This is a genomic window from Anabaena sp. 90, assembly GCF_000312705.1.
Taxonomy (GTDB): domain Bacteria; phylum Cyanobacteriota; class Cyanobacteriia; order Cyanobacteriales; family Nostocaceae; genus Dolichospermum; species Dolichospermum lemmermannii.
Genome location: NC_019427.1, coordinates 3,553,285 through 3,577,627, shown reverse-complemented (window position 1 = coordinate 3,577,627; position 24,343 = coordinate 3,553,285). Strand labels below are relative to the sequence as shown.

General features: G+C 34.2%; 22 protein-coding genes. 8 read left to right on the top strand and 14 right to left on the bottom strand.

Annotated features, from left to right (window positions below; translation table 11 throughout):
* Positions 1-50 precede the first annotated feature (50 nt).
* The 8 genes from ANA_RS15520 to ANA_RS15485 all read right to left on the bottom strand — a co-directional run bounded on the left by ANA_RS15520 (position 51) and on the right by ANA_RS15485 (position 7,779).
* Entirely contained in the window at positions 51-1,841 is a 1,791-nt protein-coding gene (locus tag ANA_RS15520; RefSeq protein ID WP_015080987.1) for an ABC transporter ATP-binding protein, read from the bottom strand.
* Positions 1,842-2,208: 367 nt separating this feature from the next.
* Entirely contained in the window at positions 2,209-3,162 is a 954-nt protein-coding gene (locus tag ANA_RS15515) for a glycosyltransferase (RefSeq protein ID WP_015080986.1), read from the bottom strand.
* A gap of 124 nt (positions 3,163-3,286) precedes the next feature.
* Positions 3,287-3,568, bottom strand: coding sequence for a hypothetical protein (locus ANA_RS15510; RefSeq protein ID WP_051155199.1), 282 nt, complete (start codon positions 3,566-3,568; stop codon positions 3,287-3,289).
* Positions 3,569-3,589: 21 nt separating this feature from the next.
* A complete protein-coding gene (locus tag ANA_RS15505; protein ID WP_041458100.1) occupies positions 3,590-4,372 on the bottom strand; it encodes a phytanoyl-CoA dioxygenase family protein in 783 nt (260 codons plus the stop codon).
* A complete protein-coding gene (locus tag ANA_RS15500) occupies positions 4,359-4,916 on the bottom strand; it encodes a GNAT family N-acetyltransferase (protein WP_015080984.1) in 558 nt (185 codons plus the stop codon). The genes ANA_RS15505 and ANA_RS15500 overlap by 14 nt, the downstream gene beginning before the upstream one ends.
* A 12-nt stretch (positions 4,917-4,928) precedes the next feature.
* Entirely contained in the window at positions 4,929-5,882 is a 954-nt protein-coding gene (locus ANA_RS15495) for a hypothetical protein (protein ID WP_015080983.1), read from the bottom strand.
* Positions 5,879-6,580: a WbqC family protein gene (locus ANA_RS15490; RefSeq protein ID WP_015080982.1), complete on the bottom strand. Its 702-nt coding sequence runs from the start codon at positions 6,578-6,580 to the stop codon at positions 5,879-5,881. The genes ANA_RS15495 and ANA_RS15490 overlap by 4 nt, the downstream gene beginning before the upstream one ends.
* Positions 6,581-6,582: 2 nt before the next feature.
* Positions 6,583-7,779 carry a DegT/DnrJ/EryC1/StrS family aminotransferase gene (locus tag ANA_RS15485; RefSeq protein ID WP_015080981.1) on the bottom strand — a complete coding sequence of 399 codons (1,197 nt, stop codon included), beginning with the start codon at positions 7,777-7,779 and terminating at the stop codon, positions 6,583-6,585.
* A gap of 544 nt (positions 7,780-8,323) precedes the next feature.
* On the opposite strand from ANA_RS15485, the gene ANA_RS15480 reads away from it, so the two are divergent.
* From ANA_RS15480 to ANA_RS15470, 3 genes are all read left to right on the top strand, one after another.
* A complete protein-coding gene (locus ANA_RS15480; RefSeq protein ID WP_015080980.1) occupies positions 8,324-10,519 on the top strand; it encodes a GumC family protein in 2,196 nt (731 codons plus the stop codon).
* Positions 10,520-10,808: 289 nt separating this feature from the next.
* Positions 10,809-11,633: a WecB/TagA/CpsF family glycosyltransferase gene (locus ANA_RS15475; RefSeq protein WP_015080979.1), complete on the top strand. Its 825-nt coding sequence runs from the start codon at positions 10,809-10,811 to the stop codon at positions 11,631-11,633.
* A 670-nt stretch (positions 11,634-12,303) separates the two neighbouring features.
* The gene (locus tag ANA_RS15470) at positions 12,304-13,176 is read left to right on the top strand and encodes a response regulator transcription factor (RefSeq protein WP_015080978.1); all 873 of its coding nucleotides are present in this window, start codon (positions 12,304-12,306) and stop codon (positions 13,174-13,176) included.
* 62 nt (positions 13,177-13,238) lie between these two features.
* Here the strand turns inward: ANA_RS15470 and ANA_RS15465 are convergent, their stop codons facing one another.
* The 3 genes from ANA_RS15465 to rsmA are packed head-to-tail and all read right to left on the bottom strand — an operon-like array spanning position 13,239 to position 15,386.
* The gene (locus tag ANA_RS15465) at positions 13,239-13,562 is read right to left on the bottom strand and encodes a DUF3082 domain-containing protein (protein WP_015080977.1); all 324 of its coding nucleotides are present in this window, start codon (positions 13,560-13,562) and stop codon (positions 13,239-13,241) included.
* A 6-nt stretch (positions 13,563-13,568) separates the two neighbouring features.
* Positions 13,569-14,513, bottom strand: a complete 945-nt coding sequence (gene ispE, locus ANA_RS15460; protein ID WP_015080976.1) for a 4-(cytidine 5'-diphospho)-2-C-methyl-D-erythritol kinase — start codon at positions 14,511-14,513, stop codon at positions 13,569-13,571.
* 54 nt (positions 14,514-14,567) lie between these two features.
* Positions 14,568-15,386, bottom strand: coding sequence for a 16S rRNA (adenine(1518)-N(6)/adenine(1519)-N(6))-dimethyltransferase RsmA (gene rsmA / locus ANA_RS15455; RefSeq protein ID WP_015080975.1), 819 nt, complete (start codon positions 15,384-15,386; stop codon positions 14,568-14,570).
* Between the two features lie 326 nt (positions 15,387-15,712).
* Here rsmA and ANA_RS15450 point away from each other — a divergent pair, with 326 nt between their 5' ends.
* The gene (locus tag ANA_RS15450; protein WP_015080974.1) at positions 15,713-16,330 is read left to right on the top strand and encodes a CAP family protein; all 618 of its coding nucleotides are present in this window, start codon (positions 15,713-15,715) and stop codon (positions 16,328-16,330) included.
* Between the two features lie 56 nt (positions 16,331-16,386).
* Here ANA_RS15450 and hpnI read toward each other — a convergent pair whose 3' ends face one another.
* Positions 16,387-17,583, bottom strand: coding sequence for a bacteriohopanetetrol glucosamine biosynthesis glycosyltransferase HpnI (gene hpnI, locus ANA_RS15445; protein WP_371260347.1), 1,197 nt, complete (start codon positions 17,581-17,583; stop codon positions 16,387-16,389).
* Positions 17,584-17,612: 29 nt separating this feature from the next.
* Between hpnI and ANA_RS15440 the strand changes: the two genes are divergently transcribed.
* Positions 17,613-19,241 carry a cyclic peptide export ABC transporter gene (locus tag ANA_RS15440; RefSeq protein ID WP_015080972.1) on the top strand — a complete coding sequence of 543 codons (1,629 nt, stop codon included), beginning with the start codon at positions 17,613-17,615 and terminating at the stop codon, positions 19,239-19,241.
* Between the two features lie 105 nt (positions 19,242-19,346).
* Positions 19,347-19,730 carry a DUF2237 family protein gene (locus tag ANA_RS15435; RefSeq protein WP_015080971.1) on the top strand — a complete coding sequence of 128 codons (384 nt, stop codon included), beginning with the start codon at positions 19,347-19,349 and terminating at the stop codon, positions 19,728-19,730.
* 157 nt (positions 19,731-19,887) lie between these two features.
* Here ANA_RS15435 and ANA_RS28565 read toward each other — a convergent pair whose 3' ends face one another.
* Positions 19,888-20,118 (bottom strand): TRADD-N-associated membrane domain-containing protein, encoded by a 231-nt coding sequence (locus tag ANA_RS28565; RefSeq protein WP_371260409.1) that lies wholly within the window; start codon positions 20,116-20,118, stop codon positions 19,888-19,890.
* 73 nt (positions 20,119-20,191) lie between these two features.
* Between ANA_RS28565 and ANA_RS15430 the strand changes: the two genes are divergently transcribed.
* The gene (locus ANA_RS15430) at positions 20,192-21,706 is read left to right on the top strand and encodes a dsDNA nuclease domain-containing protein (protein WP_041458099.1); all 1,515 of its coding nucleotides are present in this window, start codon (positions 20,192-20,194) and stop codon (positions 21,704-21,706) included.
* On the opposite strand, the gene ANA_RS15425 is transcribed toward ANA_RS15430, so the two are convergent.
* Positions 21,632-22,972 carry an IS4-like element ISAsp3 family transposase gene (locus ANA_RS15425; RefSeq protein ID WP_015078275.1) on the bottom strand — a complete coding sequence of 447 codons (1,341 nt, stop codon included), beginning with the start codon at positions 22,970-22,972 and terminating at the stop codon, positions 21,632-21,634. The genes ANA_RS15430 and ANA_RS15425 overlap by 75 nt on opposite strands.
* Here ANA_RS15425 and ANA_RS15420 point away from each other — a divergent pair.
* Complete coding sequence (locus tag ANA_RS15420) at positions 22,954-24,333, top strand: hypothetical protein (RefSeq protein WP_041458098.1); 1,380 nt, start codon at positions 22,954-22,956, stop codon at positions 24,331-24,333. The two genes, ANA_RS15425 and ANA_RS15420, sit on opposite strands and share 19 nt — an antisense overlap.
* The last annotated feature ends 10 nt before the right edge of the window (positions 24,334-24,343 follow it).

Below are 24,343 nucleotides of genomic sequence, written 5' to 3'. Positions count from 1 at the left end.
AACTTGACACGGAGATAATTTTTAAATCGGATGAAAAATGACATAATTTCTTATCTTTCTACAATCACTTCCTGGTAACTGCCTGATTTGAGAATTCGACCCTGTTCAAGTTGATAAATACAATCGCAATGCTCAATTGTGGAAAGACGGTGAGCAATAATAATGATTGTCTTACTACCAGCTAAAGCTTTTGTTGCTTCAGTAATCAGATGTTCTGTTTCAGTATCTAAAGCGGCGGTGGCTTCATCAAAAACCAGTATTTCTCTTTCGTGATAAAGCACCCTCGCAATGCCAACTCTTTGGCGTTGTCCTCCTGATAAAAGAACTCCCCGTTCACCAATAATAGTTTTCACTCCATCTGGAAGTTGTTTGACTACTTCGCTAAGTTGAGCCATTGCAATTGCTTTCTTTAATTTATTTTTGTCAATTAAATGATCAGCAACTCCATAAGCAATATTTCGCTCAAGGGTATCGTCAATCAAAAATATAGATTGGGGAACATAGCCAAGCATATTCTGCCAGGAGCGTAAATCGCTATAAACTGAAACTCCGTCAACTTTGATATCTCCAAATTGAGGGATAAAAAGACCGAGAATAACATCAACCAAAGTGGTTTTACCAGCACCAGATTTACCAATTAGTCCAATAGACTCTCCCTTGCGAATAGATAGGGAAATATCTTCTAGTACATTTCTGTCAGTGTTAGGATATTGAAAAGTGAGTCCATCTAAAATAACTTTATCAGCAAACCGAAATGTTTGCTGCCCTTTTGGCAATAATTTGTTAGAAACTCTAGCAGAATCAAAGTTACTTATCAGCTTTTCTTTTTCCAATTCTTTAAGGTCAAAGAATAGCTGATCAAGAGAATAACTGTTACCTCTAATTACATTAATGCCAGAGATTAAATTTCCAACTGCTGGTAGCAGACGAACCGAAGCGAGCGCAAAAATTCCTAAAACCCCAGTCAGATTTTGCGTTTTATCTTGATTTAAGGTGATAAATAAAAATGTAAAGCCTATTAAGAAGCTCATCATTAATGGCTCAAGTACAAAGCGGGGAAGATTACCATAGGATGAAGCTAAAGTGTTACTTTTGGCATAAATTTTTGATTGCTCCTCCATCTGATCCTCAAAATAGGATTCGCAACCAATAATACGAGTTTCTTTCAATCCCCCTAATCCATGATTTGTAATCCGAATCATCTCCCCATAAGCATGAAACCCCTCTTTACTCCAACGAGCTAAACGGTCTTTCATTGGATGCAACAATCCAAAAGAAATAAGTAGCAGCACCGCAATAAGAATTAAAGCGATCGCATTAGTTTTGATTAAAAGCAGCATTAATGCCAGGACGATTACAGTATTAGAGATAAATGTCAAAGATGTAGATACTACACCAATAGAAACGGCATCTGTTGTGTTAGTGATATTCTGAATAAGTGTTGCTGAATTAATCTGTAGGTGGTAGCCATAAGGAGCTTCGATATATGATTTTAGGAGTTTACAAGATAGTTCTCTTTTTAAACTAGAGCTAAATTTGAACACTGCTTTTTGAGCATTAAAAGCCAAGAATGCTTTTAGATAAAAGGCAATAATAACTACAGATCCTAGAATGATCAAAAATTGCTGCTCAGAGTTAAAATGCAACTGTTTGTAAATTAAATCTAACCAGTAAATACTTTTGATTGCATCTGGACTGACAGCGATCGCAATAAATGGAGAAATCATTCCAGTTCCAAAAACTTCTAAGCCAGAAACAAGGATGAATAGGAAAAGCATCGCTATCAGCGACTTATGATTTCCTTTTGTGATATATAACAGCTTGGAGAGAAAATGAGTCATTAGTGCTTAATACCTGATGAATTTGATTTATAAAAAGAGGTATCTAAAATTAGGTTATTCAGAAAATTGGGGAATCTTTCTTTATGATTTATAGAACCTATTTGGTATCTTTTACGATGTAGAGAAATCAAACCAAAAGGTGAGGTAAATATGCTCAAGTAGCTTGACGGATGAAGAGTGGTTAATCATAGAACCGCCATTGCCAAAGAAAAAGCTGACTCGTCCGCAGACATGGACTAAACGAGAAATCTTAAAATCTTAGATGGTATTTTCTATCAACTCAGAACCGGATGTAATTGGGGAGACTTACCCAAAGATATGCCTTTCTACTTAATTATGTACGTGTACAGACTAAAGGATTTTGTTTTTATATGTGTACCAAATGGTCGCGCAATTCTCTGATAGCAGAACGGCAAAGCCTAAGAATTTTTTTAGGTACTTGCCTATAATCTTCACCATGGCTGTGAATTAACAAAAGATAGTGGTATATTAAGAAGACTTTTATTTGTTTTGAGTTAGCTGCACTATAAACAACGTTCTTGATTGATCTTAAAGTAGCTTGTCTTAGACTTGATTGACTTATAGTGGCAGATTTATTAATTATTTTCCAAAACTCATAGGTTTGCTGATGGATTCGTGTCATACCCTTGGGCGTGTTGCATAAGTTCGAGTATACACCTCCTTGATGAATGCGATAAACACTCATTATCTCATTGAGATATCTTATCTTTCCGTGTTGTGCTGCGATTAGGTATAGTCCATAATCTCCAAAAGGAAGAGAAGCAAACCAATCAGGCAGATTTTGAATCAAATTTGTCTTGATTACAACTGAAGCAGTTGCAATATAGTTGATTCCTTTAAGGAGGTTATCCAAAGTGCTAACTTCTGGGGTTAAATCATCACTATTTAGTCGATTTTTTTCGGGATAATACTCATTAATAACTGCGGCGTTATGAAAGCAAATGGCAAAGTCAGGGTTAGCTTCCAAAAAATCAACTTGTTTTTGCAGTTTAAGAGGATCTGTCCAATAGTCATCACCGTCACAGAGGGCAATATACTTAGATTTGGGAGTGGTAATTAAGTCAATACAATTTTGTGCTGCTCCTACATTTTTTTCTTGTAAAATTAGTTTTATCAAGTCAGGGTATTTATTCTTGTACTCTAATAAAATTTCTCTTGTACCATCTGTCGAAAAATCATCTGCGATAATTATCTCCCATGCAAAATCAACTTTTTGCACAAGAAACCCATCAATTGCTTGTTTTATGAAATTCACATGATTGTATGTTGTCGAACAAACTGATAGTAAAGGAACGTCCATCTTATTTACCCTTTTCACACATTAGAAAAATACTTGAGCATAAATCAGGATATTGTTGTCCCAGTTGATAACACCCTTCCACATATTCTGGGGAAATTATATCTGTACTTAATAATCTATCCCATTAAAAATTGGCAAGTGCTTTAAAAAATATTCCAGAGCGGTGAATTAAAATATCAATAGCTTCATTTGAGGCTTCAACACAGGTAATATCTTTAAAAAGAGTTAACAATCTCCTTCTAAAATCTCCTTTAAAACTTCCTAATTCCATTATATTGCCTAAACGAAAAAATGGAGTAAATGACTTAATCATGAAAGGATGAATTACATCTAAATCGAAATCATAAATATATTTGTGATTAGATGTGTCTTTCCATTCTTGGTTGTAATCTCTGTTTGTAATCATAGTTTTAAACTCCGGTGATTATTAATCTTGTCCTGGACGATAAAAACGATTTTCCGGTTTTTGATACCACTCATCAAGTGTTGATGGAGTTCGAGAAAAGAAACCTATTAATTGTTGTAACCGAGAACTCATTTTTTCTAATTTATCATACCCTACAGCCCTTGGGTAATCTAACTGTTGTTTCATAAATGGTTTTGTCAAAGTTATAGTTATTGCTCTTCTTGCCTGATCAGTTTTGTTAATCCCTGCTGCGTGCCATAAATTTGAATTAAAAAATAAAATATCTCCTTTTTTGCCTAAAGCTCTATCCGATATATCATAAAATTCTTTTTCAGTTGGTTTTTCGTCCTGCTTATGAGATCCAGCTAACAGATAAGTAGCTCCGTTCTCCAAAGTAAAATCATCCAGCATGATTAACAAATTAAGCATCAATGGAAATTCACCTGAAAAAAATCGGACATCTCTATGAATATTTGCTACATAAGACGGCTTTTCAGGTAGATTTATAACACCTCCATAGCTATTAAGAATAAAATTGCCATTGAAATAATCTTTAATAAAATTAAATATTTCTGATTGGCATATTTTATCAATCACTTTTATATAAACCATGTCATGAGATGCAATTAAATGATGAACTGTTCCATCTGTAACAGCATCTATGCCATTTTTAATCTGAATCTTTCTACACAAATCATAACTTCTTGCAAGAGAGAGATTAATTTTATCAACAAACTTATCATCGAAGACAGAATCTATGATAGTAAATCCGTATTCTAGTAAACTATTTTTATGGCTGTTCATGATTATTTGCTCCATATATGTCCATGAATTCCTCTCTTAAAATACCTAAAAATATTTTATCAACAAATTCACCATTCCTAAAGTACCAATTTCTTAAAACACCTTCTTTTTTCCATCTACATTTATTCATGAATAGATTCAAAGATGGCTGATTATTGGCAATAATAGTTGTTTCTAATCTATTTAATCTTAATTCATTAAAGGCATAATTCATTATAGCCACAACTACATTATAACCGTATCCTTTACCCCGATAGTTTTTATCCAATAATAAACCATGTTCAGCATTACCATCCTTATAATTGATATTAATAAGATTTGCCATTCCAATTGGAACATTATTTTCATTGAGAATGATAAATCTTTGATTGTTAGAATTACATGAAAGAGATTTATACCAAGTTTGTTGATCATTCATACTAGTTGGAAAATGCCAACCTCCAAGCATATATTGAATTTCTGGATCATTTGCCCATACTTGAAGTTGTTTTAAGTCTTCTGCTTCTATAGCTATTAATATAACCTTTTCACCGTGAATGTTCATTCAATTCTACCTTTAATATTGTTCAAATATAATCGTTACTATTTTGCTTAAATCATCTTCAGAATATCTTTGATCTATTGGTAGATGAATTATATTAGTAGTAAATTTATATTCAATATTATCTTCATCAACCCAATCCAAAACATTAGACCAATATTGTGCTGTATATACTCTATTTTCAATCAAGATTTTCCTAATAGTTAAATCATCTGTATAAAATGGATAAACCATAGGAACTTGATCCAAATTGAGTTTAAAATCTATTTTATTTAAATCTTTTAGAGCAATATATAAATAATTATAATTGTCTCTCCTACAAGCAGCAACATCTTGATAGTCTATTGAACTCAGCATTCTTTGAGTCAACTTTGACATCCTCAAAATAGGCATATTAGACAATGATTTATCATTGTTTATAAAGAATGAATAACCATTTTCCGCATTCATATCAATCCTACGAAGTAGGTGTGCAAACCTTTCATAAGAAATATCTTGTTCCAATTCTCTTTGAATAATCTTAGTAGTGTATAAATATGCTCCATCAGCAACACCAAAAAACTTTCGAGGTGAATAAAATGTATCAGTATCTTCTAAAGGTTCTGCATAAAAGGCTTGGGCATTATCTATGATTAAATTAGCACACCTCATTTTTAACGTATAGATAAAGTCATCTTTAAGCCCAAAGTAGTTAGTATATAAAAAACATTCGTCTTCTTTAATTAATGAAAAGTCAAATATGGGTTCAAATTTTTCATTAATGAAATAGAATTCATGTAATAAACCTAATTTTCTTACCGGCTCTACTAGAGCCTCGCAAGTGTAATAAGGTAAATATATTTTCTTGTAAAATCCTGAGATTAAGATATATTCTAAGGCATTTCTTCCAGTATTTAAACGGATAGCTTCAGAATGATATTCATTTTTCTTATCAAGTTCCAAGCCAAAATATCCACCTATTGCATTCATATTAATTCATACTCCTGTAGCATTTCTCTTGTTTTCTCAACTGAATTAAACATTAAAACATCAATAATTGAAAGCCAAGGAACAAACTGATTTTCAAATTGTTTGTATTCTACTAATTTGGGTTTGATAAAAGATAATGTTATACCATTTTCTTTAAATACATCTTTTGAGTATAATGTCTCTCCTCCAATTGAATTTATGTAATGTTTCGAGTCCAAGCATTTATTTATAGCAATAACTCGTTCTTCTCCTTTCAATGTATTATCTTTATCAATTTCTGAAGAAATATAAAATTGTGTCCCTATATCTAAATAATTGCAAATCAGTATTAAGCTTTGTGTGATCATATCTGATATATTCAGTTCGTCAGTCAATAGTATACACTCTAATAATTTTTTGGTATTTGAGTAAAAGGGAGCTTTTGAGTAAGCAGAGTCAACTATTTTGAAGAGTTTTTCTTTCTCCTTATCCAACTTATTTGTAAAATATCTCTGATTGATGTTCAAAAAAGTAGAGTCGTTCTTGATGCTAAATGTAAATAGATGGGCTTGCGTATTTAAGAGAATTCTGTTTCTATTTATCCACCCACCTTTTATATACTGTACATCATCATAGATGATAAACTTGTCTACTGTGTTTATAAGTTGAAAATATCCAAAGTACGGAAAAAGGTATGGTTGCATTATTGCCAGTTTCATAATTATTCAGAATCTCTATTTGTCTCTTTGATTTCGTTTGCAACTACAATTTGAATAATTTGACATATTTTACTAATATCATCTTCTGAAATCGCTGTTCCTGTCGGCAAAATCAGAACCCTTTGCGCTAATCTCTCTGTCTCAGGTAGCAGCAAACCCGCATGAGGAAAATAAGAGCGATATGGTTCCATGCGATGACAACCAGGATAAAAATATCTCCTAGCAATCACATTCTCAGCATGAAGAATCTTAATTAATAAGTCTCGACTAACCTGAGTCTTCTCCTCATCTATATCCAAGATAATATATTGATAGTTATGCTTCTCAGATTCATTGACTGGAAATAATGATATTTCTGGAATGTTAGCTAAACCCTCTTGATAATAATGATAATTACGGCGATTGACCTCAATAAACTCTTCCATATTTTCTAAAGAAGTCAACCCCATAGCGGCTGATACTTCGGACATTTTACCATTAGTACCTAAGTAAATGACCTTATCAAAATCAGAAAAACCAAAGTTTTTCATCAACCGCAATTTTTGATTTAACTGATCATCATTGGTGACTATTGCACCTCCTTCAAAGGTATTGATAAATTTAGTAGCATGAAAGCTAAATACCTCAGCATTACCAAAATTACCAATCATTTTTCCTTGATGAGAACAGCCAAAAGCATGGGAAGCATCAAACATTAGTTTGAGTTGGTGCTTGTCAGCAATTTCGGTCAAAGATTCAACGTCACAAGGCTGTCCCCAAACATGGACACCCATAATCCCTGATGTATGCGGTGTAATTAAAGACTCTACTTTCTCCGGATCAAGGGTATGGGTTTTAGGGTCAACATCACAAAAAATCGGTGTAATCTCTTGCCATTGTAAAGCATGGGCTGTGGCAATAAAGGTAAAAGAAGGAATAATTACCTCTCCCTTTAACTCTAAGGCACGAATGACCAACTCTAGGGCGATAGTACCGTTACAAACAGCGATACAGTGCTTAACTCCTAAATAATCAGCAATCCGCTGTTCAAAGTCTTGCACAAATACCCCATTGTTAGATAACCATCGGCGATCTAACATATCATTAATCCTGTTGAGAAGAATATCTCGATTTCCAATATTTGGACGACCTACAAATAGTTTTTCTTTAAATTTTGGCTCTCCACCAAAATATGCAAGTTCAGAAAGTTGATTTATCATTGGATTTATTCTCAGGAAGATAAGTAAATTAGGGTACTTTAATAGTCAGATCACTTCTCAACTACGTAAAGAACTGATCTAGGATGTATCCCATGCTTGTCAAAAGTTTCATAACCAAAAAAGTTAACATCTAGTTGATGAACTAAAAACCCTGTTTTTTTGCACCTACATTTTTTAAAACTAGACTATGTTGTAAATTAGCATTGTTGCATGGTTTATTGTAGACAAATTGGCAGAAGGTTTGTAGGCTTGCGAATCAATACTTGTCGGTTAAGCTCAAAACGATAATAATATATTTACCAAATTGAAAGCTTCAAGATATTTGCCAAATTGTCCACTTTAACCCATGAAACAGTGTTACTTTACAACTTAATCAACTGTTTAAGTTGTTGAAGTCAAATCATGTCCAAATATTCTGATTATTTTATCAATACCTGTGCAATTTTTTTGTGGGTTGGGTTTTACTTTGCTCAACCCATAAATTAAGGCTTTTTTGAATTTGGCAAAGATATTGAATTAAATTAGAAATTATCTAAGGTTTGAGATGAGAAAAAAACGCTATTCTCTGCAAAATTTAGCTCAAATAAATGAACAGCAACGTCAATCTAAGCCTTTGATTTATAAAGTTCCATCTGAAGAAGGTAATGAAGGTGGATTGAACTTAGGTGAAGTATTAGCAGTTATTCGGCGCAGAATACCAATAATTATCATTGGCACAACTACCATTGCGGCTGCGGCGATAGGATTGGCTTTGACTAGCACTCCCACTTATGTCGGTAAATTTGAACTTTTAACTGAGCCGATAACTGCTGAAGATAAAGTTGCACGAGACGATAGATCAAAAAGAGATGAGACTGCTAATAAAATTGATGAAACTAAGTTGAAGATTTTACAAAGTCCTAAATTGATGTCTCCTCTCACTCAAAAAGTGCAAAAGCATTACCCAGGTAGCAGCGCACCTCAACTCAATATCAACCTCCTACCCAATACTCAAATTTTAGAAGTTAGTTATCAAGATAGCAACCCTAAAAAAGTTTTGTTTGTATTAAATCAAGCATCTGAATCATACTTAAAATACAGTTTAGACGAACGCCAAACAGAAACTAAATTGGCAATTAATTTTGTGGAAAAGCAATTGCCGCAACTATTACAGAATGTGGAAACCCTCCAATCAAAACTACAAAACTTTCGGCAAAAATATGGCATTATTAATGCTGAAATTCAAGGACAGCAACTTGCTAATCAATTTGATCAAATTGTCCAAAAACGGGTAGATAATGAAATACAATTGACTAGAACTCAAGCACTTTATAATAGTCTGCAAGAACAGTTGCAATTAAAAAGTCATGAAGCAGAGGCTATTTCAGCCTTGAGTGAGTCTCCTGATTATCAGAAGCTATTGAGCCAACTTCAAGATATAGAAGCTACAATCGCCATAAAATCATCTCAATATACAGAAAATAGCCCAAATATTCAAACCCTGCTCATTCAAAAACAAAATTTATTGGCTTTAATTATCAGGGAAAGATTGCAGATTTTGGGCATAAAATTTGCAAATACAACTATGAATTCTTTGTATTCAGCCCCACCAAATTCGGCTCGTTTGCGAGAAATTCAAAAATTCCTCGATACGACTAAGCAAATTCAATTATTAAAAACCCAAATCCAATCTCTTAGTCAAGTTGAAAGTTCTTTGCAAGAGCAGGTTAGACAGTTTCCGGCTCTTATTCGTGAAAAAGATGATTTAGAAAGACAATTAAAAATTGCTGTTGATAACCTCAATCACTTTTTAACTGAGCGGGAAAGATTACGCATAGATTCAGCCCAAAAGCAGATACCTTGGCAGATACTTACTCCTCCTAGTCAGCCGGAGAATCTTGCACCGAGTCCCATCCGAAATTTAATTTTAGGAATAGCTTTGGGGTCATTATTAAGTACGGGATTTGCCTTATTTATAGACAAGCTTAATAACGTTTTTTATAATATTGAAGAAGTGAAAGATAAAACTAAACTACCAATATTAGGGAACATTCCTCATATTAAGTTTGCTAAAAGTGGTCAGCCTTTTCAAAACCATAATACCTCCAACTTTTGGGAATCTTTTCGCTCTGTTTACACAAATATTTCTCTGCTCAATGGTGATAATAATATCCGCTCTCTAGCAATTATTTCAGGTGATGCTGGAGATGGCAAATCAACAATTGCTTTTTACTTAGCTCAGACAGCAGCAGCTATGGGTAAACGGGTGTTACTGGTGGATGCAAATCTGCGTAATCCTAGTATTCATAAAATGTTGGACTTACCGAATAAAGAAGGATTAAGCAACATTATTACTGAAGGTTTAAATTTTGAAAATGTTATCCACAAAAACATTAGCGGTATCAGAGAAAAAAATTATGACCCTAAGAAAAGAACTGTAAAAAATACAGGAAAATTATCTTTAGAGCATAATTTGTCTATCTTAACTACTGGTCAAATTACCACAAATCCGACAATTTTACTTTCATCACCTCAGATCCAAGATTTGACAGAACAATTTAAGCAAAATTTTGACTTAATTATCTATGATACATCAAATCTATTAGGTTTTGCAGATACTAGTATCCTGATGAAACATACAGATGTAAGTATTTTAGCTGTAAAAATAGGTGAAACAAAATGTTCTGTTTTAACCAAAGTATTAGAACAATTAAATTTCTCTTTTACTCCTATTTTGGGAGCAATTACTATTGATTCATAAGGTTGAAGAAGGAGTCAGGAGTCAGTAGCCAGGAGTCAGAATCAATCAGTCGAGGATTCAAACCTGCGACTGATTAAAGACCACCAAATCGTAGATTTGGTGGGGGGTCTTAAACCCAGTTATTCATCCGCCACTCGCACAGAATTCATTCTGACTCCTGACTCCTGAATTCTGTTCGATAAAATGCGAAATTACTATTACTAGAAAGTAACTCGCATAATTGTCTAATAGCCTTGATTTTTTAAACATTCTGTGCAGATTTTTGTGAACACAATAATATCAAAAATATATGCTAACCGTAAACAAACAAAGTCAAATTCAAGATGTCAGTCCATATCTCAACCTGGAAACTCCAACAATTGATATAATTGGCTCTCCTGTGACTGCGTTACCTTTTGAGGTACAAATAAACATCATTTTAGAATGGGCTATGAGCAAAGTCAGCAAAGTTATTTGCGTAGCTAATACTCATATGCTAGTAGAATCTTATTGGCATTCTGAATTTTCCTCTGTTTTAAAGAATGCAGATATTGTTACTCCCGATGGTATGCCGCTAGTATGGATGCTAAAACTAATGGGTGCAGGTACTCAAAACCGCGTTGCTGGTTTGGACATTCTGTTATCTATATGCAAATTAGCCCCACTCAGAGACATTCCTCTTTTTTTCCTAGGTGCTGATACAGTAACTCTAGAGAAGATGCGAAAGAACTTAATGGATCTTTTTCCGAACCTGAAAATTGCTGGTATGGAGCCTTTACCATTTCGTCCACTCACATCTACAGAGGATGAAGCTATGATCAAAACAATTCACGATAGTGGTGCAGGCATAGTTTTATTGGCTTTAGGATGTCCAAAACAAGAGTTGTGGATGAATCAACATAAAGATAAAATTCAGGCTGTAATGATTGGTTTAGGGGGAGCATTTCCTGTTTTTGCTCAGAGTCAGAAAAGAGCGCCCTATTGGGTTCGTCATTTAGGTGGGGAGTGGTTATATCGTCTGACTCAAGAACCATCCAGACTATTTAAAAGATATATGACAACTATCCCAGCTTTTATCTGGTTAGCTTGCAAGCAAATCTTGAATTTGACTCTACTTCAATACTTAAGGTTATAACAACAGCTTGGTCGTGCAGAAAACTCCTGAAACACCTATAAATAAAGGATTATTACCGAAACTCTTGTAGTGCGGGCATCTTGCCCGCTATATATCATCTTGCCCGCTATATATCCCACATAACACCGGAAAGTGCTGTATTTACTGCATTCATTTCTCTTCCCTAGGGAGGATGCTAAATGATTAGTAGCCAATTTGAGACAAAAATATATTCCTGGGGGCAGATGACTTTGTATATTCTTTCGTAGTTGAATGCAAAAGAGACTAAATTTGGTAAAATCAGGTAAATAACTCACAATTTACCTATTTATCAAATCTCGCAACCTCCAAATATACACAAATATTAATTGACAATAGCGCAATTTTATGTTTCTACGTTCAGATTTTAGGGTAGCTCAATTAAAAAGCAATATAAACAAAAATTATTTGTTTTATGCAACTAAGTTGAAAGTATTTACTTTTTATTGATAAAATTAAAATTATTCAATCTTAAATGCGAATCTGCCAAGATTAATTACTAATTGAGATAATAGCAATTATCAAGATTGTATTAACTCTTCGCTATAATTTTATCTTTCCTATTGCTCAGTTTATATCTAAAATTTGTCCGTGAATCGGTACAGATTTTAGTAATGGCTAAAAACACCAAAATCTAGTGATTGGAATAATTATGTACGCAACAAAAAAAATTATCGTCATTGACAATGAAGTTGTGAATCGCAATTTTGTTTTAGATTATCTTCAGGCTAAGGGCTATCATGGGATAGGTGCAGAAAATGGTATTATTGGACTGCAATTAATCAAAGAATATTTACCTGATTTAGTAATTTGTGAGATGGTAATGCCAGACATGGATGGTTATACTGTATTAAGGAATCTACGGGAGGATAGATTAACGGCAATTATTCCTTTTATTTTTCTAACTGCTATTAATACAAAGGCATCTTTGCGAAAAGCAATGGAATTCGGAGCAGATGATTATTTAACTAAACCTGCAACAACTGATGAATTATTGCGAGCAATCGCAATTAGATTACAAAAACAGGATCTTTTTAGATCTTGGTATGCTACTAATTTTCCTCAAGTCACATTAGCAGAATTACCCAATACACCAGTAAATTCTCAGTCAATTTTTCCGAATATTCCCCATTTGAAAAAGGTTTTTGATTATATTGAAGCTAATTATCAAGAAGGAATTACTTTATCGGATGTTGCTGAAGCTGTTGGTTATTCTTCTGCATATTTAACTAATCAAGTTGCTAAACAAACAGGAGATCCCATAAATGTTTGGATTATCAAAAGACGAATGGTAGCAGCCCTACCTTTACTGAAAAATACTAATCAAACAATTGAGGAAATTTCTACAAATCTTGGCTATCAAAGTGCTTGTCATTTCTCCCGACAGTTTCGCCAATATAATCATACATCTCCCACAGATTGGCGCAAAAAAAATCAGTTAAATTCAGGTTTGAAAAATACTAACTTGCAATTTATCAAAAATCGCTCACAATTAGTTAAACCTGTAGCTGTCGGGAGGAATTAAGTGAGGAGTTAGAGAAGAAAGCAGGAAGAAGAAAATAACTTCCTATTCCCTATTAGCTAAAACTAACTACTTTTAGGATTGCTTAATTTTTGGATAAAAAGTTGTACTGATAAGGCTAATAAGCCTAATGCAACTAATCCAAATATGCCCGCACCCAAGGCGACTATACCTACTACTAGGGTACGGACAGCGGCAGCGATATTGATGACGGTTTGGTTATCAGAATGGTTGGGTTTATTGGCAAAAGTAGTAGCGATCGCTATCATGAGAGAATAGGTAATAAAGGCAAATCCACCCGAAATTGTAGCTCCAGTTATACAGCGTAATGGAGTTGCTTGTACTTGAGTAGAACTATCTGCTGATGACGTTTCTTTTGGTTGATTCATAATAAATTAGGCGATTTTAATTCCATGTTTAATTGTCCGCGTTACAAACAATTCTAAATCCTCATTAGGAATAGCTGCACGTATTCGCTGCTTGACTATTTCTGCTTGAGTTTGAGATTCAACAATGGCAAAGACTGAAGGGCCAGAACCTGACATCATTGTCCCTAAAACCCCTGGTTGACTGGCGAATAATTCCCGCAGTTGCAATACTTGGGGATAAGCTGGTAAGACAATCTTCTCCAAATCATTATGTAGTTCTTGGACAATTTTTTCGGTATTTTTATTCAAGATAGCTTTTACCATGCCTTCTGAATGAAAAGCACTAGCACGAGCCGCTAAACCTTCTGAATCTTGAATATAATTAATCCCAAATTGTTCTCGATAGGTTTTATATGCCCAAGGTGTGGAAACTTCTAAACTGCGATATTTGGCTAATACGATATGTAAATTATCCAAACTTTGTAAAGGAGCGAGTTTTTCACCTCTACCCGTAGCAATTGCCGTTCCTCCAGCAATACAAAATGGCACATCTGAACCGAGATTTGCGCCTAATTCTTCTAGTTCTGATTGAGTTAATCCCAAGTTCCAAAGTAAATCTATTCCTACTAACACCGCTGCGGCATTGGTAGAACCTCCCGCTAAACCAGCAGCAACAGGAATATGCTTTTTAATGGTAATATCAACACCCCCAAAATTACTAAAAGCATTGGGAAATTCCTTAGCCATTAATTCCGCAGCTTTATAAACTAGGTTAGTTTTATCTGTGGGTACTTGGGGATGATCACAGTAGACGCGGATATTATTTGTACTGGCAGGGTGAATATCAATTTGATCAGATAAATCTATACTTTGGAGAATCATTGCTAATTCATGATAGCCGTCGGGACGACTACCAATAATTTCCAAATACAAATTGATTTTGGCAGGTGTAATTAAACTGTAAGAACGCATAACGGTTATAAAAGCAGGGAACAGGGAATAGGGAATAGGGAACAGTAAAGACAACTATTCAGCATTTCCTATCATATTTACCAGTGATACCCATTGGGCAACTCCGAGGTCTTCAGCGCGGACTTGGGGATTTATTTCTAATTGTTCCAGTAATTGCGTCAATTGATCACGGTCAATTACCGATTGTAAATTATTTCTTAACATTTTTCGCTTTGACCCAAATCCCAATTTAATTAGAGTTTCCAGCTTCTTGGGGTCATGGGCTGGAATTTCTATTTGTTTAGGAAGTAACCGTACCACAGCGGAATCTACCTTTGGTGGTGGCACAAATGCCGCAGCGGGAACTGTACAAATTAACTCACAATCTGCTAAATATTGTACCCGCACCGATAACGCCCCAAAAGTTCTCGAACCTGGTTTAGCATATAATCTTTCCGCTACTTCTTTTTGTACCAATAAAACGATAGAATCAAAAGGTTCTGGATTGGGATGAGAAATAGTCCCCAGTAACTTTTCAATAATTGGCCCAGTAATATTATAGGGAATATTAGCAACAACTTTATTTTGCTTTTGGAAATTAGGAAATGCTGTTAATTGGGATAGTAAATCAAGAGTCAGAAAATCGCCTTGCAGAAGTAAGAAATTTTCTTTTTCACCCAATTGTTTAGCTAGTAATTTGCACAAATCCCGGTCAATTTCCACTGCCAGTAAAGATTTTACTAGCGGTAATAAACGCCGAGTGAGAATTCCTGTACCGGGGCCAATTTCTAAAACTTTATCAGTTTCCTGGCAATTAGCCGCTTGGACAATTGAGTTGAGAGCTTTATCACTTTTTAACCAATGTTGAGCAAACTGTTTACGGGGTTGAATCATTTTGTTAAAAAATATGGCTTTAAAAAACTATCATATTGTTAGGCGTTTTATGTGTTTTATTTTGTTGACATAAACTTCTTGCCGATAACCTAACTTGTCAAAAATTCAGGCTCTTCCGTACTTACTATGCTAAATTATTGTTTTAAATCCCAAAATCCTTGCCATATAAGGATTTTACGTTAATTCATTGGTTAATTTGACATAAATTTGGCATCAAACACAATGAAACCCTTTATTTATATGGGTTATGGGGTAAATAAACCCATATTTGGCATAACAGGTACGGAAGAACCAAAATTCATTCTAGTCACAGGACAGATAAAAACATGAATAAATTCTTTTCAACTCTCACTTTAACAACAGGTACAGCTTTAACTCTCATATTAATGGGAATAGCTCCCTCTCAATTTGCCAGTATAATTCCCATGAGTAGCGAACCAGTTTTAGCACAAACATCTATTGATCTAACGACTTTGCGTAGCACTTCTTTATCTAAACATAACAGTTATCGAGCTACTCACCGTAGTCCTAACATGACTATTAGTAGTTCTGCTAACAACACTGCTCAAGCCTGGGCGCAATACTTAGCAACCAATGGATTGTTTCAACACAGCGCAACCAATCAACGGAACAATGCTGGAGAAAACTTGTATGTCTCCTATACTACAGCACCCTCAGTAAACTATGCCGCCCTGGCTAACACAGCAGTTAAGTCATGGTACGATGAAGTCAAATTATATAACTATAATAGTCCAGGGTTTTCTTCGGCTACTGGGCATTTTACCCAGGTTGTGTGGAAAAGTAGTACCCAATTAGGTTGTGGTACAGCACAAGGCACTAAAACCATAAACGGTACTAAATACAAAGCTTTCTATGTCGTCTGCCATTATGCACCCGCTGGTAATGTCCAAGGGCAGTTTCCCGCTAATGTGTTAAAACCGTAGTCAAAAAGTTAGCAGGGGTACAGGGGAGAAATTTCCGTCTTTCTTGTTCCTTCCTCCTACTGAACTTCTGACTTCTCTTTTTCTATCATTCCCAATTTACCATTTTTAACTAATTTAAACTTTGTCCCTCGCCATTCAATAGTATTACCAAAAAAGCCACAACACCAAATTATAAATCTCACTATATCAGCAACAGGAATTAACCAAAAATACTTTTTAGTAACTGCATCATTAAGAACTTTTACCCCTATTACCCAAGCCATAATTAATCGCATGAGTAAAGTTATGGATACAACCAACAAAGAGAGAATAGAACCACCACTAGTTATTAATAATAGTAAACTAGAAACTGTGCCAAAAGTAAATATTAATCCTGCATAACCCCCAGGACGAGAAACACGAATACAACGCGCCCAACGAATTTGGCGATTGATAGAATCTAATAAATTACTATGTCCTAATCCGTGTTCTACTATATAGTTAGATAAAACTACTTTATCCCCGGCTTGAGTTGGTAAATAACCGAGTTGATAGTCGTCTGCTAAATAATCAGCTACAGCCGCAAAACCGCCAATTTTTTTTAATGTAGTTTTACGAATAACAATAGTTGAACCTAAAGCAAATTTTATCCCTTCTAATTGATTACTAACTAAAATACCGGGTTGAAAATCTGTGGCTGTACAAATAGCTTCTAAAATAGTAGCTATTCCTTGGGCTGTGGAACGATATAAACAGGTAACAACACCAACTTTTTCATCTTTTAGCGGTTGAATAACTGTTTGCAAATAGTCTGAACCGACGAGAATATCACTATCAGCAATTACTAAAATATCATGTTTGGCAGCGGTGACAGCATTAGCTAAGTTACTAATTTTCAAATTTGCACCCAGAATATGATCTTTCACCACCAAACTAATGTCTATTTCTGGGAATTGTTGAATTAGTTTCTCAACTACTTCTATACTAGGGTCTGTAGAACTGCGGACACTAAAAATAATTTGATATTGGGGATAATTTTGTTGACAAAATGAAGCTAAGTTGGTGTAAGTCCCCTTATCAACACCACACAGCGGTTTCAGGATAGTGACAGGGGGATGAAATTTCGGGTTTATGGGAGGGGAGTCACGCAAAAAAGCGATTCCTACGGAGCGCTTCGCTATCGCTGTATAAACCCCATAGGTGTAAAATAAAACGGCTGATAAACAAAAAATTAACATCAGGAATAGGAAATCAGGGAGTAAAACAACTGACAACTGACAACTGACAACTGACAATTGACATAATGAATCTAATTTACTTTCTTTTGCGTTCTTCTTGGACAATGGTAGCAATAGCCATTATTACAGGTTTCTTGAGTGGTGGTAGTAGCGCGGGATTAATTGCCCTCATTAGTAGTGCTGCGAGTAAAAGCAATGCTGCACCTCTGACAACTATAGCCTGGGGTTTCGTCGGTTTAGTCACCGTGGCCTTAATTACCGGCGTAATGTCCCAAATCATGTTAATTCGCTTATCTCAAAATGCGGTTTTGCAATTAAGAATGCGGTTAAGTCGGCAAATATTAGCCTCGGAATTAAGTCATTTAGAACAATTAGGAAATCCCCGCTTATTAGCAACTTTAACAGAAGATGTCCAAGCTGTAGCTAATGCTGTCTATGTCATTCCCTTTTTATGTATTGATATGTCCATGGCTTTGGGGTGTTTACTATATATAACTTGGCTATCTTGGTTAGTATTTATCATGGTTGTGGTTTTAATGATTGCTGCTATTGCTAGTTGTAAATGGTTATTAGATAGAGGAGAAAAATTATTAGCTTTAGCCCGTGAAGATCAAGATGCCTTGTTTAATAACTTTAGCACTATTACAGCCGGAATCAAAGAACTCAAACTCCACTATCAACGCCGACAATTTTTCCTCAGCAATCGTCTAGAAGCCACAGCCAGCAGATTTAGAAATCATAATGTCCAAGGTTTAACTTTGTTTGCCACAACTACCAGTTGGGGTAAATTAATATTTTTCTTTGCCATTGGTTTTGTCCTCTTTATTTTACCGCATTTATTCGCCATTGATGCCGAAACTTTATCAGGTTATATTCTCACATTTACTTATTTAATGTTGCCCATGGATAATATTTCTAATAATTTACCATTAATTAGTAAAGCCAGTGTTGCTTTACAAAAAATCGAATCTTTAGGTTTATCTTTAGCCAGTCGTGCAGAAGTTGCCACTGCACCACCTCATGCTCTCACAAATTGGCACAGTTTACAACTTCAAAATATTACTCACACTTATTACACAGATAAAGAAGATAGTAGTTTTATTCTTGGTCCAATTAATCTTACCCTTTATCCCCAAGAATTAGTTTTTATTGTGGGTGGCAATGGTAGCGGTAAATCATCTTTAGCCAAATTAATTACAGGGTTATACATTCCTGAAAATGGCGAAATTATTTTAGATGAAAATTTGATTACAGAAAATAACCGTGAATGGTATCGTCAACATTTCTCTGTAGTTTTTTCTGATTTTTATTTATTTGAAGAACTACTAGGATTAGAAAATAATAACTTAGATATTCAAGCCCAAAAATATTTACAAAAATTGCAACTTGATCATAAAGTCAAAATCGAAAATGGGCAACTTTCCACCACATCTCTTTCTCAAGGACAACGAAAACGCCTCGCATTACTCACAGCATATTTAGAAAATCGGCAAATTTATCTATTTGATGAATGGGCTGCTGATCAAGATCCCTTATTCAAAGATATATTCTATACTCAATTACTGCCAGAATTAAAAACACAGGGAAAAACAATTTTAGTAATTAGTCATGATGATCATTATTTTCATTTAGCCGATAGAATTATTAAATTAAACTATGGTAAAATTGAATTTGATAAACTCCCACAAACTTAAAAAATCAAGACCTACGCAAAATATCTCTCAAACCCTCTTTCTCTGCGTCCTCTGCGCCTCTGCGGTTCGTTTTCCCTAATAAATAATAATTGTGAGGAATTAATCATGACAGAAGCTAAAAACGTACTGGGTACAAAATTAGAAATTTGCTGTACCTCTCCTATGACTGGCTTTTACCGCGACGGATTTTGTACCACAGGTGGACAAGATACAGGAATGCACGTTGTTTGCGCTCAAGTCACAGAGGAATTTTTGCAATATACTAAATCCCAGGGTAATGATTTGAGTACACCTGCACCTTATTTTAGTTTTCCTGGTTTAAAACCCGGTGATTGTTGGTGTTTATGCGCTGCAAGGTGGCAAGAAGCACTAGAAGCAGGTGTTGCACCGACCGTAGTTTTAGAAGCTACCCATGCTAGGGCGTTAGAAGTTTGTAATCTAGCAGATTTGCAAAAACATCGGGTAATTCGTAATCAGGAAAATGGTTAATTAATAATTATTAGTAAAACCGATAACCCAACTGGGAATTAATTCCCAGTCTAATAGCAAAAGTCATCTAAAGATGACTAAAGAATAGAAAATTGTAAAATTGGGTAGGGGTTTAGCATTGCTAAACCCTTACAGCTATGATATCAAACTAATACCCTTATTTACCACCGTTGACGATTTCACAGCTTTCTAACAGTGCCTTTAATTCATTCTTGCTATTACTGGCAGATTTAAAACCAACCACACTAGAAATTACACCCATACCGATGTTAAGACGGGTTTGTTCAATTTTGCCACTGTAAAATAAAATGATGCTTGCAAATGGTAAAATTGCTGATATTGTACCGATGGCAATGTTAACGTTATATCCTAGCTGACTTTGCCGAATGTACGCATTGAAAGCTTGCTTTTGTTGTTCTGGGGTTATTTTGGAGTTTTGATATTACAGTTTATTAAAGTTTATGAATAAATCAAAAACACCAGCAGAGGTTATAAGTCAAGATGGAGGTGACGACACATCGAGACGATTTCGTTATCAACATACTTATGCAGCAATATTATCTTTGTCATTATTAAAAGACAAGACTGAAATAAGTGCTATATATTGTGAACACCATGAAGATATTTTAATACAGAAAGTTAACGGTAAATGTATTGGTATTCAAGTTAAAACTAAAGAGAAAGAACAATACCCATTTAAAAGTTATGATGATCAAGTAATTCAATCAATTAGAAGATTTATACAACATGAGTTAAAAAATCCTGACAAATTTGAAAAATATATAATAGCTGCTAATTGTGGATTTTATGACAAAACAAACCATAAAAATAACTTAGCATATCTATTAATTTTAGCTGGGGAGGTTGACATAGATAAAGATAATTTAGATATACATCATAAATATTTAAAGACTTTTCTTGATAAATTTAATAATGAAACAGACGAAAAAACTATTATAAAGGTATTAAAAAAAATAGAACTTCCAGATCCAGAGGATATACCAGGATTAAATGATGTAGAACATAGGTTATTTAGTAGATTATCAGAGTGTTTAACAAATCAAAATTTAACAAATATAACCAATCCACAAGTTAATGATATTAAGGACAAACTTATTTCAAAGTGTAATGCAGCTAGTTCGCTTGTTCGTCCTCTAGAAGCTGAATATTACTATCTCTTCAGTAGTCCGAGTGATCAAAAATCTAAGATAGAGATTGAAGCCAAAAAAATTACAAAAAAAACTCTTGAAGAGATAATCAATAAAGAAACACTCACAAGAGAAAACCAGATTGTAAATGAATCATCTAAACAAAAATATAGTGATGCACTTGTACCAGTCCAATTTGATGAAAATTTTGAAACTAATAGTTATTCATGTAACCCTGAACATTTTGTTGGTAGAGATAGAGAGAAAAAAAAATTTTGGGACTTTATAGACAACATAAGAAAAGGTAAAGCCGAAAAACACCTTATTTGCTTTGAAGGTAATTATGGTATGGGAAAATCATCTTTAATTTTGAAATTACAATCAGAAAGTAATAGTAAAAATGTGTTTTTTGAGCAGTTTGATACAAAAATTACAAAAACTGAACATTTTGATTTTGGGTATGTAGCAATTAAAAAAGCTATTTATAATGCAATTGATAAAAAATTCATTGACCTACCTCCATCTATATATGATGAAATAGAACCAGCAGAATATTCACTCTTCTTGCGACAACCAGCGATAAAAAAAGTATTAAACTACTTAAATGAAAATGATAAGGTTATTGTGATATTCTTTGATCACTTTGATCATCTACTAAGACAACCAAGCAGAGAAAGTACATTTGATTTTTTCGAGCAATTAATTCATGAATTCGCCTATGATAAAACAAGTATAGTCAATACTGTAGCCAAATTACGAGGGTTCAACGGCTGTAGGAGCATTGTGAACACGACCAAGAGAGGTAAGCTTGGCAAAAATCTGGGCTAATAAAATAGGCTCTGGTTGTTCCGGAAGCATTTTTAACATTTCACGAACATATCGAAAACCACGACAGTAAGCCTTAAGATCAATAATTCCAGCACCAGGATTATCTTGACGGAATTGAGCTAAAAGATAATGAGATAAGTTGACCATAAAAAAAGAAAGATTGGCCGCATTAGTCACCGCAGTTTGACCCCGATTCATAAAATCTTCCAATCCCCAGAACTGCTTGGCATCACGAAAATTAAATTCGATTTGAAAGCGGAGTCTATAGTAGTCGATTATTTTCTCATAAGACAAATCTAAGTCACTGGAAAATAAAATCACATGACTAACAGCATTCGTCTTGATATTTGTTTTTACCAAAATCACTACATTCAAGGATTGAGCAAATTCTTTGTGCAGTAGAGTCATTTGATAAATATCAGTTTTGATATCTTCGTCAATACTGCTTTGACGTAAATATTCCCCAGCAATATTACGCCAGTCCAGCTTATCTCCGTATTTACGACGAGAACGATGATTAGGGTCAGGATGTTGGTAAGGTATGTATAACGCCGAATCGTGGCGTAATTTGGAAATTATGTGTAACTTTACCTGTCTAGCCATTTGCAAAGCATTATTGTTCCCAAAGTGACCATCTACAACCAAGTAAGTGAGGGGGATAAAGTTAGCTATTAACTTAAATAGCTCATTAATCATTTTCTGAATTCTTAGTAGTTCAGATGTAAAAATCACCTCCTGTTTATTTTTGTTCTTACTCCCTTTTGGTCGTCCCCGTCCAGGTTTTTCTTGAGGTTTTACTTCTGGAATTGGTGAGACAATACTTTTTTCTACATCGCTCTTGATTACCTGTTCTATCTGAATCGGAAATGAGTGTCTTTGTTGAACACTTACTAATGATAAGGTAAAGAAAGATAGCCCCGATATTGGTTTGCTTGTTAGACTTGAGAAGAACCTATCTAATCCATAGGTTTTTTTCCCGGCTTTGCTTATTACTACTTCATCTCCTGCCAACAAATAAACATCATTTGGGCAAAACAAATGCCGCCGAAAAAACACCCAGAACACCGTTGCCCACGGTATGACTGTCCGAAAGAATCTGATTACCGTCCGATAACTACCACCACTAAGCGTCCAACGCGAAATTCCCAACATCGTTACTCGTCCGCTCATTGCTAACATGGCCATGATGATCTGACTCAATTGCCGCATAGTCGTCACTTTTATTTCTGGTAGCAGGCATTGCAGGAGTGTTAGGATATCAAACATGGGCTGTATGTGGTTTTCGAGTTTTTGTTTTGGAAGACTATAACTCTACTACATCAGCCCTCTCTCTTCATCCTCTTTTTTTGGCTACAGTATTGATAGTATTAGGGTTTTCTTGGACAAGTGCAACATCTTTAGGTTTAGATCCAAATATAAGATTTAGGTGGGAAAAATTGATAACAGACAAAATGGAATTAGTTACAATCAGTCAGCTTTTAGATGCAGAACCTAAAAATTGCATTGAAATTTTTAAAAAATGGTTAAAAGAGAAACGAAATAAATCTCAAGAATTAAAAAAAATACAACAATTAGAAGACTGGATTTTAAATAAATATTCTGCTTTCCCATGGTTACTTAGAAGGTTATTAACTAAATTTTGTAATCCTCCGTTAGATTCTAATTTTCCTATAAAAACACAAGATATTCATAAATTGGTGATTAATATGCTTGAAAGTGATTTAAAGAAGAATTTACAACTCAGAGAACGTCAATGTTTAGAGAAAATAGCCAATTTTGAGTCTAATATATTGGAATCTTATGAAAAAGAAATACAAGTTTTAATAGAGAAAAACTTGATTATTGAATCTGATACTGAATACATAGTTAGAGATGATATTTTGCGTGAGTATATTTTAAACAAGGACATTACATTACCAGATTTGAGTATAACTTACATCCCTAAACGTCCTGTAGATTCTATATTAAAGGTATTCCGTTTACTGGAAACGGAAATAACTAAGGAGCAATTAATCAATAAACTGCTCGAACATAATCTGATAAAAACAGAAAATAAATCTCAATCTAGAAATAAAAGAAATAAAAATAACACTAAACCTGAGAATATTGATAATGTTAATAATATTATTAGCGATTTACGTCATTTTTTCCAGGTTGAATATGATACAAAAACCAAATCAATTAAAATCAAAAAAGATTTATTAGATAAAGATGATAATGAAATCTCAGATTATTTAAGAGAACAATTGGAAGAACATCTAGTTATTAAAGAAATCTGTAAAAATAAACATAAAATTAAGACTGGAGAATATTTTAAAAAGGATATGCTTAAAGACTTATTAAAAACATTATATTCTAGTGAATCTCTTCAAGATGAAGATGAATATGAAGATATTGAACTCCCATTATTAACAATATCTACTAAAAAGACTAAAAAGAAGGTACAGAAAAGGGATAAATTTGACCATTATACTAGCAGATTACTTTCTTGGTTTCGTTTTGCAGGAATAATTGAACGACAAATTGAACAATATGAAGATTCAATATTGTTAATACCTACTAATCGTCCTGGTAAAGAAAAAGGTAAGATAAAAAATGCTAAACATCAACAGTTAGAATTGCTTTGAAAGGTGACAG